The following is a 19539-nucleotide window of genomic DNA, read 5'->3' as shown; positions in this document are numbered from 1 at the left end:
ATGGAAGATAAACAGATTTACGAATTCGGAAGAGATAAAGTAAAGGTACCAGCATGGCTCGGGTACACAACATCCCATTTATGGGGGGTTGAAAATGATGCGGTCCTTAAGATAGGGGTTTCAGATTTTTTCCTAAAGCTTGTTAAAGAAATTTACTTTATATCCTACGATGTCGAAGTGGGCGATCTGGTCAACAGGGGGAGCGCTTTCGGTTCTGTCGAAGGTAGCAAATCGGTTATGTACATTAAATCTCCGACAGAAGGAAGCATCATAGAAATCAATGAAGAACTTTATGATGATCCGACCCCCCTCAATAAAAATCCCTATGGAGATGACGGTTGGCTGGTAAAGATCAAACAGTCTGTCCCAGCCAATTTACTTGGCCCGAAAAGGTACATGCAGGTGCTTCAGGTTGCAGTTGATGAAATGGAGAAAAAACATTAACAACTGGAGATAGCGAAATGATAAAAGAAAAAATAATAAATTATAAACGAATCGCCTTAAGAAAATCCATGAGGTATTGGTCAACAATAATCCTTATACTGGGGTTTTCTGCTTACGTAACCGCTGGTATGCATGGTGCCACTGCTTCACAGAATTCGATGGAGATGCAATCATCATGCAGTGAATTGACAGATGATATGCATAGTGACCGCTGTGATGGATTTCTTAAAGAAGTAGACACAAGCATAGAAAATTCAATATCTTTCTTAAAAGAACGGCAATTACCTTCAGGCGGGTTTCCTGCATACATCTCAAAAAGCCCGGATATGTCTAACAGTGTGTACATACCATTAGTTTTCGATACGTCATTTATCCTTCATGCACTTAATTTTGTGGATTTGAATTCGGAAGCCGATGGAATAAAAAGTAAACTAGTAGAGTACTTACTGGCTAATAAAGAGGACCCAGGAGTATGGAGATTCTATGGGAAAAATCCCATTATACCACCTGACTCGTATCTGTTAGTTGATCCTTATATACCGCCCGATCTGGACGATACCTCAGTAGCTTTTGCCTCTTTAAGAGAAAACGGAATACCTGTTGAAGATGATGGCATGGAGTACGCGCTTAACTTCAGAGCCCCTGATGGTTTGTTTTATACCTGGATGAATGAAGAAAAATGGCTGAATAAATCAGACCCGCTTTATTTTTACTATAAACAAAATGATATAGATATTGTAGTAAATGCAAATATGCTATATGCTCTCTCCCTTGATGGAAAACAGGCGCCTGAAGTAAGCGGCTATCTAAATAGTTATATAGCTAATAATTCTTTCACCGATCCTACGATATATTATAATGATCCATACATCCAGCTCTACATGTTCACAAGGGCTTATGCCGATGGGCATGTGAAGGATTTAGAGCCTTCAATGCCGGTTATAAGAAGATATCTTTTGAGTACACAAAAACCGGATGGAAGCTGGGGGAATGAAATTAATACAAGCCTGGCGGCCGTTTCTTTATTAAACACAGGATATAAAGGTAAAGCATTAGACAATGCTATCGAGTATATAATGAGCACCCAGAGAAATGATGGTGGTTGGGCAGAAATTGGTGTCAGTACAGGTGGGATTTGGCCGGTTTATATTGGCTCAGAAGATTTCACTACGGCCTTTTCGTTAGAAGCGTTGGGCAAATATAGTGAATTACATAGGAGAATCTTACATAGGAGAATCGATAATAAAGATGAGCAGAAGAAATTCAAAGTCCTAAAAACGTAAGGTACACTCTCAAAATCTGTTTATTTTTTTTTCTCCGATTATATTCCTGATGAGCTGTCTCTCTGCTTTATGCAGATGATCCAGGAGAGTCGTCTTATGAATCCCAATCTTCCTGGCAAGCTGTTCTGCATTAATTTTCCTTGGATGATCAAAATAACCGTTATCATATGCCTGCAGCAATATTTCTTTTTGCTTTTTGGTTAGTTTGCTAAAGGCATTCAAGTCCAGAGGATTATATTTTTGTAGCGACAGTATTTCAAATCCCCACCCGATTTCTCTGGCGGTTTTAAGGATATTATTTAATTCTTCAGGTGAACCTATAACCCCAAACTGACATGTATTCCCGTCAAAAATAATCGGGTACTCCAGTTTGAGGTCAAATCGTCCTATAAACCTGGAAATCTCATCAGAGATATTTCCTTTCGTCAGGCAGGTATAGTTCCTGCCCTCATTCCCTATGACGATTAAATCGGTGATAAAATCGCTCTTTAGGTTTTCTATGCTTATTCCATCCTTGAGCGTAATATTGCAAACTTCAGTGTGAGTAGTGGATGTAAAGTTGAAAATTGAAATAACTTCAAGACGATCAACCATGCTGGCTAAAGGAACACAGCATTGAAATATGCTGCCAGAGACACGTGCTGTCATTTTCCTCATAGAATCTCACTTATCTGCCAGCCTTATAAATATAATCCTACATGTAGGGGTAAAAACCTTTCTTTCTTAGCTGCATGATAGTGATATCATGACAATGCGAGACTTGATAAATAACAAGAAGTTCCTTTTCTTTGGCGGGAAAGGCGGCGTTGGGAAGACAACAATGGCTTCTTCAACTGCGGTCTGGCTGGCTGACCATGGATATGATACATTAATAGTGGCAACAGACCCTACAGTGAGCTTATCCGCAATTTTTGAACAGGAGATCGGAGAAACCGAGGTAACAAAAATAAAAGAAATTAAAAATCTCTGCGGACTTAATATAAATCCTAAGAAGGCATCCGGCGTTTTCCAGGCAAGGCTGAATGAGGTGGTGGAGCAAATCACAGGCATGTTCGGGAAGGAAGTGATGAATACACCCTGTGCCGAAGAAATGGCAGCCTTCGATCAGTTCGTAAAATACCTGAATGCAGACGAAAATGACGTTGTTGTATTTGATACTGCTCCAACAGGTCATACGCTCAGGGAACTGGCAATGCCTTTTGATTGGGCTAATTATATTTCAAACCAGCTTAAAAACAGAAGTGAGCTGAGCAAAGTATTGGGTATCAAGGGAGAAGGAAATACAATGGAAAGCCTGAAGAACGAACAAAAAAAATATGAGACTGCAATAAAAACGTTAGCCGACACACAGAGTACTTTATTTTCCCTGGTATTGCTTGCCGAGAACTTACCTATTGAAGAAACTGCTAGGGCAATAGAGAACTTAAGTCAGCTAAATATCAAAGTCCAGGCTTTAGTAATAAATGAAATAATACCAAAAGAAGTCCTGGAAGGGAACTGGTTTTTAGAGAAACGAAGATCGACTCAAGACAAATACCTGGGCATCATAGATAAGAGATTTAATGGCTTACACAAAAAAGAGGTGCCCCTCTTTGAAACTGATATTACGGGGATTGATAACATGAGGAAAATTGGAAAAATTCTCTATGGGTAATGTTATGGAGCACACAGTAGTACTATTTCAGATACCCAGTTGCTGTGCAGCAACAAAATGGCTTGCAAACAGGAATTATTCCAAGACGCTAAAAGATTTATGCAAGGAAGCAGGCGCGGTATTTAAGGAAGTTGATCCGTTAACAACCCAGGATATCCTGATAAAGATGGTGCAGGAACAGCGCCCCGATGTATGGAACAAAGTTGAAAAGCACGGGTTACCTGTAATAATTGAGTCATTCCCGGTCATTGTTATGGACGGCAAAATCATATCATTGGGCGAGATTAACGAAAACGAGTTGAAAAAACAAATACTCAGCGCTGTAAAAGGATAAGTGAATAAAACTATGGAGTCGCACAAAATCGTACTTACCGCTGATCGTGCAATGATGGGACACTATAAGACAGTGCTGGAAGGAGCATTTACCGCGATTTTCACTAATAAAATTCCTGAATATATATATTATTCACTATTATCGCCTCCGATTAAAAGTAAAAGCAACGGTGTTGTTTATGCACCTGCCGGTTTGAGAATGATAGAGACTGTTCTTTTAAACAGCGGTTTTGATGAGAATGATATAATAATCACCAATCCACAAGACATTAGCAAGGTTATCGGGGATAACACCAGAATAGTAGCAATCTCAAGCGGGGATCCGCTGGGGAAGGCTGCAAACACATCTGCAATGCGGGAAGTATTCGGCGGGGTTCCATACACTGAGTTAAGTTTCAGTAAAATTTTATTAAATAAGTCACTACAGACATTTAAACCAAGCATCTGTGCAGGGGGTCCGGGTGCATGGCAGCTAGAGCAATTCCCGGAATATCTTGATAAATACAATATCCGGAACCTCGTTGTAGGTCCGGGGGAAAAGGTGGTTCCGGAAATATTTAAACTCATCCTCGATAAGAAAGAAGTTCCAAGAATTGTGCATGGGGAAATTTCAGAAGACGTCCCGCCTTATATTAACCCTACCCTTATAGGAGTTGTAGAAATATCAAGAGGTTGCGGGAGAGGTTGCTCTTTTTGCACAATTAGATCTGTGCCAATAATACATTTCCCAAAAGATAAAATACTAAAGGAAATCAAGGTTAATTCGGAAAACGGACAAAGGAATATATCCCTTGCTGCCGAGGACTTTTTGCGATACGGAGCAAAAGGATTAAACGTAGATTCCGGGAAAGTTTTAGATCTTTTCGAGTCGATTTCCCGGTTAGACATAGACCGTTTTGAAGTTTATCATACATCAGTAACCTTCCTGTCCCAGGTTTCCGCAGATTATCTTGAAAACCTGCATAATCTCATGACTGTTAGCAAAAAATCAGGATGGTCCTGGGCCAACATAGGTATTGAAACATTGAGTCCTCCCTTAGTAGAAGCTCATATTAAAGGAAAGATTAAACCATTCACACCGAATGAATGGGCTGGTGCCCTGAAGGAATCAATGGGCAAAATGAATGATGCCCACTGGTTCCCTATCGGTTCTATTATTATTGGTCTTCCCGGCGAGTCTGAAAAGGATGTATCATACAATCTTGAGTTCATTGAAAGTGTCAAAGATATTAAAGGGCTCATAATGCCTGTTTTTTTCGTAGCCACTTCACCTGATGAAACGTCGTACACACTTGATTCAATGAGTTCAAGCCAGATTGAATTGTTCAAGGCATGCTGGGATTATAACTTTAAGCATTGGGAATCATTCTTTTTCTCGTATTATAAAGATGCTGGAACCGATACGCTGAAAATGGTGCAAAATACGATAAGCAATAGAGGCTTTAAATTATATTTAAACCATGTGATAAAAAATTTACACGCTAGAAATAAATTAGAGGTATCTTATGTTTAAACACATCATAACAGTCCTTGCCTTGATCATGTTGACCGCCTCAACCGTAGATGCGTCAATAGATAGTTCCATTGAAAAAGAGAATTTTTTTAATGAGGATAGCGGAATGTCGGGATTTTCAAAAATCTACGTAGACGGGTTCGGAGTAAATTCCAACGGTTTCAAGCTTATCTTAAGGACATATGAGAGGCATGCAGAGACTAGTTTCAAACCGTTCCTTGCTGATATAGAATATATCCTGATGGCGCAAGGGCAGGTTGTTTATTCCAAAAGAGTTGAACAAATCCCATTATCAGTAGGTAGCGAAGGAAATATAATCCTTAATCACCAGGGGAATGTGGCTCTGGAAGGGGGCAAGAACTACACCGGAATGGCAAAGGTGTACCTGTACAGGGAAGGAAAACCAGAATATTACCTTACTACAAGCTCGAATTTCACAGCCAGGAACGATGCTGAAATAACCGAAGTGTACGGGGACGGAATAGGTGCAAGTGCTACAATTAAAAGCATGTCCATGGTTCCCCTGGACGCTAAAATCATTTTTACCCTGAAACAGGGCGGCAAGATTGTGGAAACCAGGGAAATCGCCGCCCCGTCTATCATGTCAAACGACAAGGAGAAAACCATAAACATCCTGTGGACCGGTAATCTGGGCGAAGGTACGTATATCGTCTCAGTATCATTAAACGGAAAAGATCTCACTGTCAACTACGATAAGATTTTTACTGTTGATAAGAGAACAAGTGCAAAGACACCCGAAGCCACGAACCAATCAGGCAAATCAGGAGACAGTAGTTACAGTACTCCGGGCTTTACCGTGATCATACCGGTTCTTGCAATACTTGCTCTTGTTTTAATATACAAACGGAGGGGCTAAGGAGTGCCTGTTGACTTACGCTCAGCCCTTTTCTATTCAAGAAAAGACATCTTTAAAAACAAAAAGATTTTCATATTCATTACATTATCTATAATTTTCGCAACTGCAAATATCATTATTATCAATGGGCTTACGGACGGAATGATTAAAGATCTGGTTGACAACACGATCGAATCGTCCTCAGGCCATTTAAATATTTATCCCGCTGACAACGAGCGGTTTATAGAGGGTATCGGGGTAAAGGAACAGAAATTAGCTACAATGGAGAAGGTGGAGGCATATTCCCCAAGGATCTCAGCAAGCGGGGTTTTATCCAACGAAGAGCTATCCGCATCCATAGCAATACTGGCTCTTGACCCTGATAAAGAGAGGAGAACGACGAAACTTCTTGATAAAATTATAAAGGGTTTGGCTATAAATTCCAATGATAAAAACGCTATCCTGGTTTCTTACCGGCTCGCAGAAGATCTAAAACTGGACGTCGGGGATGAGGCGGAACTTGCCTTTGAGAACGGGAAAGTTAAAGTCTACAATGTTAAAGGGATTATTCGCACCGGGGCTGCGGATTTTGACAGTTCGACCATTATCATATCCCTCAATGAAGCAAATCAACAGCTCGCTTTTGATAACAGCGCTTCAGTTATCCTCGTTAAGCTCTCAGATAAGGAACTGGCTGACGCATACATGCCGGTGATAATGCAATCTCTCGGAGTAAGTAATGTAAAAACATGGAAGAAAGAGATAGAGTATCTATTAAGTTTTGCCGGAGCCTGGCAAGGTTTTTCCAGCATTATATCTGCTGTGGGATTAGTGGCAGCGGCGATTTCGGTCGGGATTATAATATATATAAATGTAATCCACAAAAACAGGCAAATCGGAATAATGAAAGCCATAGGCGCGAAAGATGATTTCATTTTTACTGTATTTTTAATGGAGGCAGTGCTTTTTGGCGTTATCGGCGTATCCATCGGGGATGGTCTTGGATATTTTGCGATTAGGTACCTGGAAGAACACCCTCTTTATGACGCTATTATGCAGACCTGGATAGGTGCAAGGTTCGAATATTACCTGTTCTACAAGGCAACTATCGTATCTTTTGCAGTAACAATACTTGCAGGAGTATATCCGGCTATCAAGGCTAGCAGGGTAGATATCATTAAATCCATATGGGGTACGTAGTATGTCAGCCGTATTCTTTTATGCAAGAAAAGATGCAGAAAAAAACAGGAAAACATTTATTTTCATTATTATAGCGATTGCCATATCGACTGCAAATATCATTATCCTGAACGGGTTTATGGATGGTGTGACAAATGATTTCCTGGAAAAAACAATGGAAACATCGTCAGGGCACATTAATGTCTATCCAAACGAGAAAGAGATATACATAGATGGTCTGGGTATAAAGGAACAAAAACTTGAGACTATAGACGGGGTGGTTGCTTATTCTCCGAGACTTACGGCAGGCGGTGCTTTATCATATAAGGAGAAATCCAGGTCTGTAAGAATTTTAGCACTTGATCCATCAAAAGAAAACAAAGTTACTATCCTGCTAAGTAAAGTTGATTCCGGTGAAACGCTTGCTGCCAATGACAGGGATGGGATCCTGGTATCTTACCGGCTGGCTGATGAACTAAAGATAAAACCCGGTGATGAGGTGAATATATTATTTGAAAAAGGGAAAACCAGGGTATTCACAACCAGGGGGATACTTCACACAGGCATGGCGATGGACGCGAATACAGTAATAATTAATTTTGATAGTGGTGCGGAACAGCTTAACCTGAATAATAAAGCCTCGGTGATTCTTATTAAACTTTCAGATGAAGTCCTTTCAGGGCAATATAAAAATAAAATATCCGAAGAACTTGAAATGCAAAAAGTCAAAGAGTGGAAGCAGGAGATCGAATCCGTAGTAAGTTCACTTGAAACTTTTAAGGAAATCTTTGCCATAATAAATGCAGTCGGGTTATTTACCAGCGCAGTGTCCGTGGGTGTGATACTGTATATAAATATTTTGCACAAGAGAAGGCAGATAGGCATATTGAAAGCTATGGGAATGAAGGATTTGCAGGTATTATCTGTATATATTCTTGAGGCTGTGTTTCTCGGGGCAATAGGTATTCTGATAGGGGATGCACTGGGATATGCAGGTACAATATATCTGGAAGCCCACCCTTTTCCTGAGCCTACGCTGGGTTCTATGGCTCCAAGATTTTATACGTATCTCCTCTACGATGCCTCACTGGTAACCATGCTCACCGTACTATTTGCTGCTGTATATCCTGCACTTATCGCCGGCAGGATGAATATAATAAAAGCAATCTGGGGTAATTGAAATGGAAATGATCAGAACAGATAATCTTAAAAAGAGCTACATGCCAGGCAAAGTCGAGGTTAAAGCACTTAACGGTGTGGATACTTCCATAGAGCATGGTGAATTTGTTGCCATCATGGGTCCGTCAGGCGGCGGGAAATCAACTTTTCTCAACCTGGTCGGCATGCTTGATACCCCTACTTCCGGGGAAATATACATAGATGGCAACGATGTAACAAAAATGAGTGGCAACACGAGAGCAGAGTACAGGTTAAAGCACATTGGCTTCGTATTCCAGTTCTTTAATCTCTTTAATGAGCTCACGGCAGTTGAGAATGTGATGTTCCCTATGATGCTAAATAAGCAATCCGGTTATAAGGACCGAGCGAGGGAACTGCTCGGTCTTGTTGGTCTTGGCGACCGGCTGCGCCACCTCCCGTCGGAATTATCCGGCGGGCAGCAGCAGCGCGTTACTATTGCAAGAAGCCTTGCCAATGATCCGAAAATGCTCCTGGCTGATGAACCGACGGGCAACCTGGACACTAAATCTTCTTTAGAAATCATAGAGCTTTTCAGGAAACTGAACGTGGAGCGGGGACAGACGATTGTGATGGTAACGCACAGCCCCGAGATTGGCAGGATGGCTGACAGGATTATACACTTCAGGGATGGAAAAATAGAAGCTCTATGAAAAACACCATTAATGTAAGTCTATTCAATAATCCGATGCAATATCTTATTCTCGGCTTTACGCAGATGTTCAAGCAAAGTTGCCTTCTTTATCCCCATTTTATCCGCAAGTTTTTGAGGGTTTATTTTTCTGGGATAACTGAAATATCCGCTTAAGTATGCCTGTTTGAGCACTTCTTTTTGCATTGCAGTGAGTGAATCCAGCATATTCTTATTAGCGGGGTCATATTTTTCAAAAGACAGAACTTCAATTTTCCATCCCTTTTTGAATTTTTTTATAATATTGTATAATTCTTCACGTTTACCTATAAGGCTAAATCGGCAATTACGCTGTTCAACGATTACTGGAAATTCTATTTTAATTTCAAAATTTTCAATAAAAGCTGAAATCTCATCCATGATTATTTTACCTTTAATAAAGCAGGTATATTTCTGACCGACCTGTCTTATTACATGCAGTTCAATGAAATCGTTTTCCCTGATCCAGTCTTCTATATGAACGCTATCCTGGAAAGTAATTTCACAAATTTCGGTAAATAATGAAGGCGTAAGATTAAATATTGAAATTATCTCAAATCTCCTAACCATATTGTTCAAGAAGGGCAGACAACAGTAGCCATGAACCGAATCATCTATACTAATCGTCATCTTCCACATAAAAATATTTAATCATTTTAACCCTATATAAAAGGCACGCTGTGCTATATTCTGTAAATAACTACTTGACTGCGGATTTTATTTTCCTCTCAGAATATACCTCTGCTTTTTCCCATATGGCAAAGAACTTCTCTCTAAGTTCCTCCGCAAGCTTCGTGTCCCTTACATTAACCACAGCAAAAAGCTCATTCGGAGCTAACGGATTCAGCATCTGGAGCAGGACATTTTCCCTGTCTATTATGTGGAAAGGTGTTGCAGGTATGGCGGCAAGCCTGCAATTGAATTCATTCCCCATGTGCATCAACAGTTTTTTAATATTCGAAGAATCCTCAAGCTCGCTGAAATCCACTTCTTTGCTAAGAATGACTTTAACATCCGTCCCTTTTTCAAGTGCTTCGGAAATTGCATTTATAATTTCAGGTAATTTTTCGAACTTCAACTTGTTTTTTATCCTCTCTGAACACGGCTGTGAAGCCAGAAAGAACAATATTTCCTTTCTGGCCCCCAGTATGCACTCCTGCACAAGCTCCTGTGATTGGTCCCCTATCGCGACGGTCCAGAATGTTTTACCAGGTTTCCTGGCTCTGACTCCTGATAGTTCTGATGCAAGGTCATTAGTCAGCATCTCCACTTCTTCACAGGCATGTTTAAGCTCTTCTTGCTTGTTTCTTAGAAGCCTCTCAAGAGCAGTTGAAGGCTCCACACATTCGTATCGCCTCGGTCGCGTGTCCTGTGCTCGTATTAAGCGCAGGTCTTCAAGATTTGAAAGCACGTTATATATCCTGCCGATCGGTATCTTTGCCCTGTTAGCTATCTCATTTGCTTCCGCATCGCCAAGCTTAAGCAAAGCAACAAATGCCTGCGCCTCATAGCCAGTGAGCCCTAATTTTCGTAGTTTTTCAATCACACTGGTTAATTTTTCTCCCTCATATTTAAAACTTTTGAATTAAACCACTCCAGAGTTGTTTACATTGGAACACTTTAAATATAGGTAAGGAAAGAATAGGGGGGGTTGGAACTGAACCCTGATTAAAATGATCCAAGGGATTTATGGCTGATTTCCTCGAAACAAACCTTAAAAAGCTTGCCGGGATACAGAGAAAGCATACAAGGATACTTGCGGTTTTAGTTATTCTCATAACAGTAGTGCTCGGTATAGGTCTTAAAGACCTGACCATTAACTCGGATATCAGGAAAGAAATGCCTACAGAGATGCCTATATACAAACTCAACGACCGGATATCTGACAAGTTCGGGGGTGCTGATACCGTGGTGATAGCCGTACAGCTTGATGAATCCGTGGATTCAAAAAGCGCTGTCCGGGATATCCGGGACCCTGAAGTGATAAGATCCCTCATGTTCCTCGATGAGAACCTGAAAGGTGAAGGTGGTGTGACCAGCATCGCTTCGCCTGCAAGTTTTTTCAGGGGCAATAAAACAGTCTCGCCTGAGGAAATGACCAGTACCCTGCGCAGCCCCCAGGCAGACGCATTTTTCAGCCGTGATTACAGGATGGCGCTCATGTACATTACAGCGGATATAGGCTCTGGTGAAGATAAAGTACAGAGCTTCAACAAGCTTATCCAGCAGCAGATCGATTATACCCCGAAACCACCGGGCGTAATATTCAGCATTACGGGTGCGCCAACCCTGAGGATGACCATTTTCGATCTGCTGAAAAGAGATGCAGCTTTTACCCTCGTAGTTGCCTCAGTCCTTATACTGCTTTTACTTTTCGCAATGCAGCGGTCTTATACGCAGGGACTGCTCGTGTTTATCCCGCTCATCCTCGGGCTTATATGGACCATGGGTACCCTTGGCTGGCTCGGGATACCGCTATCCGTGGCTACGGTAGGTCTCAGTTCTATGATCATGGGGCTTGGAGTGGAGTACGGTGTGTTCGTGGTAAGCAGATACAAAGAAGAGAGAGACAAGAAGGTCAGCCAGCTTGAATCGATGAAGACCACGGTACACGGGATAGGCACCGCCGTTATCGGCTCAGGACTCACAACTATCGTGGGTTTCGGAGTGCTGTCGTTCACTTCCATGCCCATGATACAGCACTTCGGCCAGACACTTGCGCTGGGGATAGCCTACTGCCTCCTTGCCGCACTTTTTGCTAACCCGGTGCTGATACTGCTGGAAGAGGACTATGAGTATAGCAGGACACATAGAAAGCTTGAGAAGCTAACTGCAAAAAAGGAAGAACATATTCTGAAGGGCAGATAATATGATCGGCAAATTCATTGAAAGATATTCAAGTTTTGTTACGCACCGCCCCTTTATAGTACTGGTGGTTGTAGTTCTTATCACGATATTCGCGATCCAGATGGCTGGTACCATCCAGACGAAAAAGACTGAGCAAAAAGACTTTCTTCCGCAGGATGTAGGGGCTATTAGTACCCTTTTCGCAGTAGAGGATGAGTTCGGAAGCACGAACATCGTGCATCTTGTCATAGAGAGGGAACCCCGGTACACAGGGTCAGATGAGGTCTCGGATGTCAGGGACCCAAGGGTTATACTGTACATGAACCAGCTCTCTGACCTTGCGCTTCATACACAGGACGTGCTGGAGGTCACAAGCCCGGCATCGGTCTTAAAAAGCATCAATGATGGCAGGATTCCACAATCCCGGAGGGATATACAGGAGCTTACTTATAAAAACGGGCTGCTTGATAGCTATATCAGTAAAGACTATGCCCTGGCGCTGGTCAGGATAAAAACGACCGATGACGTTGACCTTGAGAACCTTGAGCTTGAACTTGATAAAATCATTACGCAGGTACCAAAACCTCCGGGAATAAAAACAAGTCTTGGCGGAAGCGTGATGGAAAGCAGAGTAATGGAAAAAACCATTGGTCCCGATATGGCGAAAACGTCTCTTTACTCGCTTATCGGAATCCTTGCGATTATATTGCTTGTTTTCCGCTCGATCAAATACGGGTTTACGCCTATGACCACAATTATTTTCGGAAGCATATGGGCAATGGGTTATGTCGGGTTTATCGGGATGGGAATGACATCCCAGACATCGGGCGTTCTGTCCATGATTATGGGCATAGGTATAGATTTCGGGATACAGGTCGTCACAAGGTACAGGCTTGAGCTTCCCGGCAAATCCCCGGAAGAAGCGATGGCGGTCTCGCTGAATAACGTCATAATCCCGATGTCGACCACAACACTTGCGAGCCTGATAGGATTCGGGGCAATGTCGCTGGGCAAGCTGACATTTTTAGCCGATATGGGGACCATGATGGGCTATGGTGTCGTGGCAAGCATGCTTGCAGCTATAACCATCGTTCCTGCGCTTATTGTAATATTTGACAAAATCGATTTGAAAACTATGTTTAAAAATTTATTGAGTAGATTGGAGGTATGAACATGAAAAGCAGATTAATTCCAGATATCACCTTTATAGGCATGCTGATAGTAGTTTTGTCAACAATGATCGGTCCAACTCTGGGGGCTCCCATCGCAGGGGGCACAGGAAGTAAGGTACAGATGAATTTCATGTACCAGGACCCGGACCCGGCTGAAGCGGGAAAATACATCGATCTAAGATGGCAGATAGTGAACACCGTAGGGGGAACGACAGAAAATCTCAGGTTCCGTCTTGAAGCAGGCTATCCATTCTTATTTGAGGCAGGCGATACCCCGGATAAGTACATCGGGACATCAGCGGGGACAAATGATAACCTGGTTTATTATGTCCTGCATTATAAGCTCAGGGTAGCGGATAACGCACTCAAGGGGACATATAATGTAACGCTCGGATGGACGACAGGGGAAGGATGGACAAAGAAAGAGTTCCCCGTATATATCGACCCCAAAAAGCCTGACTTCGTGGTCGGGGCACTTGTGACATCCCCTGAGAGACTGATAGCGGACACGGATGAGGCAAAGCTGTCGGTTAACATAGATAATATCGGGAAAGGCAATGCTGAGAATGTAAAAGTCAAACTGCTGCTTCCTGAAGGCTTTAAGCCAAGTTACAGTTATTCGGACGAGGACAGTCTTGGCATAATCGAAAAAGGTGGCAGTAAAGAAGCTACGTTCTATGTTGATATCGATGAGAACGTGTCAGAAGGCGAGCACGATGCAAAACTCAACATCACATACAGGGATGAGAATGACGAGAATAACCAGTACAGGACAAAGACGCTTGACCTGGCGCTTCCCATCAAGCCCGCCCCGCGCCTTGTAGTGGAATCTGTTGCAGCTACCCCGGAAAATATCGTGCCGGGAAGTAATGCCGATATCCTTATAAAAGTCAGGAATGCAGGTAATGAGAAGGCTCAATCGGTCTCTTTACGCGTGTTCAAAGATTCGTCACAGCCGTTTGAGTTCAGCGAGAAGTCCGATTTCATCGGAAAACTTGAATCCGGCGAAAGCGGCGACGCCGTAATCAGGATGAAAATAGATGATACTGCGCCGGCAAAGAAGTACCTGCTTGACGTGGAATTAAGAGGCATCGACCAGAAAGAGAACGTGTTGATATTCAGGCGGACTGTACCATTAACAGTTGCTGCTGATGCAGGTTCGCCCTTAGAGTCCGTGGGTTTGCTGGCCGGAGCAGTGGTTTTACTGGGCGCGGTCGGAGCTGCGTATTATATGAAGAACGAAAGGAAGAAGGGTTTGTAGTTCTTCAAATAATACTTTTTCTTCCATGAAGAGCAAGACATTTACCAGAACCTTACAAAAGATTAATACGTTGAATTTACAATTTTATGGTAGAGCTGATTTAATTGCCTGGACCTTCATTGGAAGATGTTTATTATTTATTTGACCCTAAGACAACTTTTGGCACCGAATTTTTTCGAAAATACTATGTTGAAATTGAACATAGTGAATCAAATATTGATGAATTAAAGACAAGATTAGAGTTAAGTTTAAAAACCAGAGAACCGATTAAAATATTATTCACAGGGCATAGAGGTTCTGGAAAAACCACAGCGCTTCACAGATTAATTTCAAAATTAGGGGGTGAATTTTTTATCGTTCATTATTCGGCATTTGATATTATGGATATAAATGACATATCTTACACGGATGTGCTTCTCTCAATGCTATCAAAAATGCTGGACAAAATAGATGGAGAAGGTCTGACTTTGAATGAAGCTCTCTCAAAACGTATTATGACATGGGGCAGCTCAATTGAGAAAATAGAAGTTGATGAAGAGACAGAAAGCGGTGGAATTGCAGCGAAAATATCCATACCTTTCTTGACTTTAATGGGGAAAATCAAAACTGAAACAAGTTCAAGAACGGAGATTCGTAGCAGAATCGAGCCCAAAGTTTCGGAGCTTATAAACATTATTAATGATGTGATTGCTGAGATTGAAAAAACAACAGGCAAACAGGTATTGATAGTTATTGATAATCTTGAGAAAACTGACCCCAGTAAAGCCATTGAGATTTTTTATAATCATGGAACCCAGTTAGTTCAGCCGCTGGGAAAAATAATCTACACCTTCCCAATAGCGCTAAAAAATTCTGAAAAATTCAGCCAGATAGTAATAAATTTTGATAAAGTTTGCATGCATCCTAATATTAAAATTCTGGATAAAGCTCAAAATCCTTACAGTAACGGCGTAAAAGTTTTGGAAGAAGTAATAAGTAGACGGGCACCGCTGGATCTTATTGAAAAAGATGCCCTGGAATATATTATAAATATGAGCGGTGGGGTAGTAAGAGAATTAATCAGAATTATACGGGATTCTTCTATCAGAGCGATAACCAAGGGAAAGAAAAAGATAGACAAAGAAATTGCAATTACAGTTGTAAATGATATGAAGAACCTATACAGAGGGCAAATAAGCGAGGATGATTATAGAATACTGGGGGAGATTTATAAATCTAAAGAATTAAAGAGAGATGAAGGGCTTGTAAGATTGTTACATAATTTAAGTGTTCTGGAATATAGAAACGATACTGATTGGTGCGATGTAAATCCAATTGTAAAATCACTATTATCTGAAAAGGGGTTAATTAGAAGCTAAAATGGAACTTAATCAAGAACAGTTAAGCAAATTGGACGAACTGGTTACTTTAATAACTCTTTCAAAAGAGGGAGCTATTGCGTTTGTGCTTTGTAATGAGCCGATTTTAAGAAAAGAATTATACAATGAATTAGAAAAAAGGCTTCGCTCCCTTAATATAAATATAATAATTATACAATTAGATGAAGGTTCCAACGATTTAGTTAATGAAATTAGAAAGAAAATCTCACTAATAAAAAATAAAGTAGCAATTTTTGTTTACGGCATTGAAAAAGCTTCAAAAGCTGTTACCCCATCTGGTAAATCTGCATTTTTAACAAAACTGAATATAATGCGGGATGAATTTTCTGCTATTAACCAGCCGGTTATCATCTGGTCAAATGAAGCAACATTAAGCAAAATTGCAATCGAAGCGCCGGATTTCTGGAGCTGGCGGACTACTGTGTTTGAGTTCAAGATGGAAAAAATATCTGAACCTTTAGAAAAAACAGAAAGGATCACCGAAAGCGGGTTAGAAAATCTAACAATTGATGAATTAAAAGAGCGATATAAAAGGTATTCAGAGCTACTAGAAGAATACAAAAAGAAAAATATTGTTGATAACTATAAATTTGCAGATTGGTATTTTAAATTAGGCATGATTCATTATTTTAGGGGAGAGTACGATGAAGCTCTTATGAAGTACAGCCAATCACTGGAATTAGCCGAAAGACTCGGCGACCAGCTCGGGATAGCTTCAATACTTCATCAGATAGCAATGGTTCACCAGGATAGGGGTGAGTTTGAAAAAGCTCTTGAGATGTACAACCAATCACTGGAAATAAATGAAAAACTCGGCGACCAACTCGGGATAGCATACGTACTTCATCAGATCGGAAATATTCATTATGTCAAGGGTGAGTTTGAAAAAGCTCTTGAGATGTACAACCAATCACTGGAAATAAATGAAAAACTCGGCGACCAGCTCGGGAAAGCATATGCACTTCATCAGATAGCAATAATTCATCAGGATAGGGGTGAGTTTGAAAAAGCTCTTGAAAAGTACAAAAAGTCTGCGGAGATTAAGAAAAAACTCGGCGACCAGCGTGGGATAGCATACAATTTTGCACAAATTGGTTTACTTTATTCACAGATTGACAAAAAAGAAGAAGCAATCGAATATACACAAAAAGCTCTTGATATATTTGAAAAAATCGGACTTCAAAGTGAAGTCCGAAAAGCAAAAGCCCAGATAGAAGAAATGAGCACGTAGCGTTCTTCTACGAGTTTATACTTGTTCCTATATCACCTTTTTGTATCGAAACAACTCTTACGATTATAGCTTCAGCTCAAACCCGATAATCGGATGCTCCAGCCCGAAGTTCGAGATAACCTCAGGGTGAATCTCTCCGAGCACCCCGGCTCCCTCGCCTTTGATCATAATATCCGCGCGCCTGCCTTCTATAAATGCGGGGTCATCTGATTCCGCTACCTCATACTCAATATGTCTCTCCCTCAGCACAGCATCCACAACAGCCTGTATTTCTGTGAAATTAGCCTGCGGGTGGATGGCGACGGCGCCGAGCCGCTGCCCGGTCTTGCAGTCAAGCACGACCTCGCCCACCTCAAATATCCGCTGCGGGAGTTCGCGGTGCTGGTTAATCGATAATATCTCAAGCAGGTTCGGCAGGATGGTGGGGCGCACGATTGTATGGTCTTCGCTTATGGGATACAGGATATGGGTGATACCCTTCGCCTTTTCCCGGCGCATCGTATCGAACTGGATGCGCTCATTGGTGAGCGTGAATGGCATTACTTCAAAATAACCCAGCCCTACCATTATCTCGCGGATGGATTCCCGGATTTTGGAGATAGGGTGGGCGTTCCCGATGGTGGAAGTGGGCGGGAGTTCGGTTTTGATCTTATCAAAGCCGTAGCCGATGGCGATATCTTCTATCAGGTCCCAGTTATGCAGGATATCTGCGCGGTAAGCGGGAACTGATACTTCTATGGTACTTCCCGAAGCTCTCGCTCCGTATCTCATTTTTTCAAGGCATTGGATGACCTCTTCATTTTTCAGTTCAAGACCAAGAAGCTCTTCGATCTCGCTGCTTTTTAGTTTCATGGGTAATGGTTCAAGTTTTGGTGTCCGGGTCGTGCTGTCAATTGCAACAGATTCTATCCTTCCTCCGCGCTCTGCAAGCGCCGCCGCCACGATGTTAAGGGCAGTAGATACGGCAGGGTCAAGACCTGTCACTTCGATGAACAGGTCGGTTGTTTCTTCTGTAACCCTTGTAAGTTCTCCGTTGATTATGGGTGGGAATGATAACACGTTATTTTCAGAATCAATAATAAGCGGATATTTATCAAATTTTTCAAGAATATGTGCAAATTTTATACCCTTCGGATGTTTTTCAAGTATTTCCCTCATTGTCATCGGTTCTGTGAAATCAAGAGGTACGAACCTGAAATTCGGCTGCTTTGCAACATACTTAAAAGGCGGCTTTATCATCCTGAGGTCATGCACACCTATGGAAACTTTTCTCCTGTTCCTGCCTACAGCCCAGTGGAGTGATTCCTGAAGCGCCATAAGGGACTCGATGCTGCGGGAATTGAACCTCATCCCGCGAACTACGGCGCAGGCAAGGTATGGGCGGATTTTTTCAATTTCCGCGTCCTTTGTTATCTTGATATCCGAAGGTGTGACTTTAAACTCCCGTATCCCGGTCTCGATATCAAGGAATCCTTTGAGTGCGCGCGCAACGCCCTCGGTGCTGTAAAGATCGGGTCTGTTCGGGAAGAATTCGATATCCACGTGGTCTTCCTCGATACGCTCGATATCGCATCCCATCATCGGGATACGCTGGATGACGGTTTCTTTATCGATCCCTGAGAGTTCTTCAAGGTCATCGTAATATAGTGTAATGACAGGCATTTTAATCGGTGCAAAAATGAGCGGAAAATATATTAATTATTCCTTTTTCTTGGATAAGGTTGTTAGGCATCATCACCTTAGGATTGTTATACATTATCTTTTAAATCAAAATGTGTCCCTTTCTATCTTTTGCTTGCGGTTTTGAATCTCTTCTTTAGTCAAATTTTGGACAGGCACACCTGCTTCGACTAGGATATCCATTGCTTCCCAGTATGCGACCCCAAGCTTTTCTGCCACCTGCCTCAGTGTAATCTTATTATTCTTGTAGTCGTTGATAATTTTATTTTTTGATATTTCTTTTAATGCCGCAAAGAGAAGTTGACGTATGGCAGTAGACCTATCTTCCTGGTGTTCTTCTGCATAAGAATCCAGTTCTCTCAATAGGTCTTTTGTCAACGTTGTATTTATTCTGACAACTTCAGTGTTCATGTTATTTCTCCAAATATCCAATCATATTAGCTTCTGATATCCTTTTCTTTTCATAGAGTCCAATTATAAATTGATTATATTGTACCTTATTAATAATACTTTTTCTCAAAAGCTTAAGTAAAATGTCTGGGCTTCCTCTGACTTCTATTCCCTGAATTTCTGCCTTTCTTGCAAGCTTAGGATTGATGATTAAATAACATTCTCATTTCTGCATGGTGAACTTTAACAAAAGTGATATTAGTCTGTTCGTCCGAAATATCAGGCATGATACCCTATGACGTATCTGTAGAACAAGAGATGAAAAAATTCTATGATACGCTTTCTGAAAAAGATAAAAGACGGTACGCTGCGATTGAAGCTTTGAAGCTTGGTCATGGTGGAACTGTTTATATTTCTGCTGTTCTCGGATGTAGCCGAAAGACCATTACC

19 protein-coding genes are annotated in these 19539 nt (G+C 41.5%); 14 read left to right on the top strand and 5 right to left on the bottom strand.

The window, feature by feature from the left end; translation table 11 throughout:
* Window positions 1–444, top strand: a complete 444-nt coding sequence (locus MNV_RS13915) for a glycine cleavage system protein H (protein ID WP_096206557.1) — start codon at window positions 1–3, stop codon at window positions 442–444.
* A gap of 17 nt (window positions 445–461) precedes the next feature.
* Window positions 462–1727, top strand: a complete 1266-nt coding sequence (locus tag MNV_RS13910; protein ID WP_096206556.1) for a prenyltransferase/squalene oxidase repeat-containing protein — start codon at window positions 462–464, stop codon at window positions 1725–1727.
* Window positions 1728–1736: 9 nt separating this feature from the next.
* Here the strand turns inward: MNV_RS13910 and MNV_RS13905 are convergent, their stop codons facing one another.
* Window positions 1737–2384, bottom strand: coding sequence for a helix-turn-helix domain-containing protein (locus MNV_RS13905; protein WP_096206555.1), 648 nt, complete (start codon window positions 2382–2384; stop codon window positions 1737–1739).
* Between the two features lie 88 nt (window positions 2385–2472).
* Here MNV_RS13905 and MNV_RS13900 point away from each other — a divergent pair, with 88 nt between their 5' ends.
* The 7 genes from MNV_RS13900 to MNV_RS13870 are packed head-to-tail and all read left to right on the top strand — an operon-like array spanning window position 2473 to window position 9112.
* Entirely contained in the window at window positions 2473–3381 is a 909-nt protein-coding gene (locus MNV_RS13900) for an ArsA family ATPase (RefSeq protein ID WP_096206554.1), read from the top strand.
* Window positions 3359–3715 carry a hypothetical protein gene (locus MNV_RS13895; RefSeq protein WP_143311798.1) on the top strand — a complete coding sequence of 119 codons (357 nt, stop codon included), beginning with the start codon at window positions 3359–3361 and terminating at the stop codon, window positions 3713–3715. The genes MNV_RS13900 and MNV_RS13895 overlap by 23 nt, the downstream gene beginning before the upstream one ends.
* A 12-nt stretch (window positions 3716–3727) precedes the next feature.
* Entirely contained in the window at window positions 3728–5227 is a 1500-nt protein-coding gene (locus tag MNV_RS13890; protein ID WP_096206552.1) for a B12-binding domain-containing radical SAM protein, read from the top strand.
* Entirely contained in the window at window positions 5220–6104 is an 885-nt protein-coding gene (locus MNV_RS13885; protein WP_096206551.1) for a hypothetical protein, read from the top strand. The genes MNV_RS13890 and MNV_RS13885 overlap by 8 nt, the downstream gene beginning before the upstream one ends.
* Before the next feature lie 3 nt (window positions 6105–6107).
* Window positions 6108–7283: an ABC transporter permease gene (locus MNV_RS13880; RefSeq protein ID WP_096206550.1), complete on the top strand. Its 1176-nt coding sequence runs from the start codon at window positions 6108–6110 to the stop codon at window positions 7281–7283.
* Window position 7284: 1 nt separating this feature from the next.
* On the top strand, window positions 7285–8442 hold the full coding sequence (locus MNV_RS13875) for an ABC transporter permease (protein ID WP_096206549.1): 1158 nt from the start codon (window positions 7285–7287) through the stop codon (window positions 8440–8442).
* A 1-nt stretch (window position 8443) separates the two neighbouring features.
* Window positions 8444–9112, top strand: coding sequence for an ABC transporter ATP-binding protein (locus tag MNV_RS13870; RefSeq protein WP_096206548.1), 669 nt, complete (start codon window positions 8444–8446; stop codon window positions 9110–9112).
* 20 nt (window positions 9113–9132) lie between these two features.
* On the opposite strand, the gene MNV_RS13865 is transcribed toward MNV_RS13870, so the two are convergent.
* A complete protein-coding gene (locus MNV_RS13865; protein ID WP_179293996.1) occupies window positions 9133–9759 on the bottom strand; it encodes a helix-turn-helix domain-containing protein in 627 nt (208 codons plus the stop codon).
* A gap of 70 nt (window positions 9760–9829) precedes the next feature.
* Window positions 9830–10675: a TrmB family transcriptional regulator gene (locus MNV_RS13860; RefSeq protein ID WP_096206546.1), complete on the bottom strand. Its 846-nt coding sequence runs from the start codon at window positions 10673–10675 to the stop codon at window positions 9830–9832.
* Between the two features lie 143 nt (window positions 10676–10818).
* Between MNV_RS13860 and MNV_RS13855 the strand changes: the two genes are divergently transcribed.
* The 5 genes from MNV_RS13855 to MNV_RS13835 all read left to right on the top strand — a co-directional run bounded on the left by MNV_RS13855 (window position 10819) and on the right by MNV_RS13835 (window position 17019).
* Complete coding sequence (locus tag MNV_RS13855) at window positions 10819–11997, top strand: efflux RND transporter permease subunit (protein ID WP_096206545.1); 1179 nt, start codon at window positions 10819–10821, stop codon at window positions 11995–11997.
* A 1-nt stretch (window position 11998) separates the two neighbouring features.
* Window positions 11999–13147 carry an MMPL family transporter gene (locus tag MNV_RS13850; protein ID WP_096206544.1) on the top strand — a complete coding sequence of 383 codons (1149 nt, stop codon included), beginning with the start codon at window positions 11999–12001 and terminating at the stop codon, window positions 13145–13147.
* A gap of 2 nt (window positions 13148–13149) precedes the next feature.
* Complete coding sequence (locus tag MNV_RS13845; RefSeq protein ID WP_096206543.1) at window positions 13150–14409, top strand: COG1361 S-layer family protein; 1260 nt, start codon at window positions 13150–13152, stop codon at window positions 14407–14409.
* Between the two features lie 104 nt (window positions 14410–14513).
* Window positions 14514–15767 (top strand): P-loop NTPase fold protein, encoded by a 1254-nt coding sequence (locus tag MNV_RS13840; protein WP_096206542.1) that lies wholly within the window; start codon window positions 14514–14516, stop codon window positions 15765–15767.
* 1 nt (window position 15768) lies between these two features.
* Complete coding sequence (locus tag MNV_RS13835) at window positions 15769–17019, top strand: tetratricopeptide repeat protein (protein WP_096206541.1); 1251 nt, start codon at window positions 15769–15771, stop codon at window positions 17017–17019.
* Between the two features lie 63 nt (window positions 17020–17082).
* On the opposite strand, the gene pheT is transcribed toward MNV_RS13835, so the two are convergent.
* On the bottom strand, window positions 17083–18681 hold the full coding sequence (gene pheT, locus MNV_RS13830) for a phenylalanine--tRNA ligase subunit beta (protein WP_096206540.1): 1599 nt from the start codon (window positions 18679–18681) through the stop codon (window positions 17083–17085).
* A 105-nt stretch (window positions 18682–18786) separates the two neighbouring features.
* A complete protein-coding gene (locus tag MNV_RS13825) occupies window positions 18787–19110 on the bottom strand; it encodes a type II toxin-antitoxin system HicB family antitoxin (RefSeq protein ID WP_096206539.1) in 324 nt (107 codons plus the stop codon).
* Window positions 19111–19539 lie beyond the last annotated feature (429 nt).

The sequence above is a fragment of the Candidatus Methanoperedens nitratireducens genome (assembly GCF_900196725.1).
Taxonomy (GTDB): Archaea; Halobacteriota; Methanosarcinia; order Methanosarcinales; family Methanoperedenaceae; genus Methanoperedens; species Methanoperedens nitroreducens_A.
Note: the sequence above shows the minus strand (reverse complement) of the source record. Positions and strands in the feature narration are given on the sequence as shown.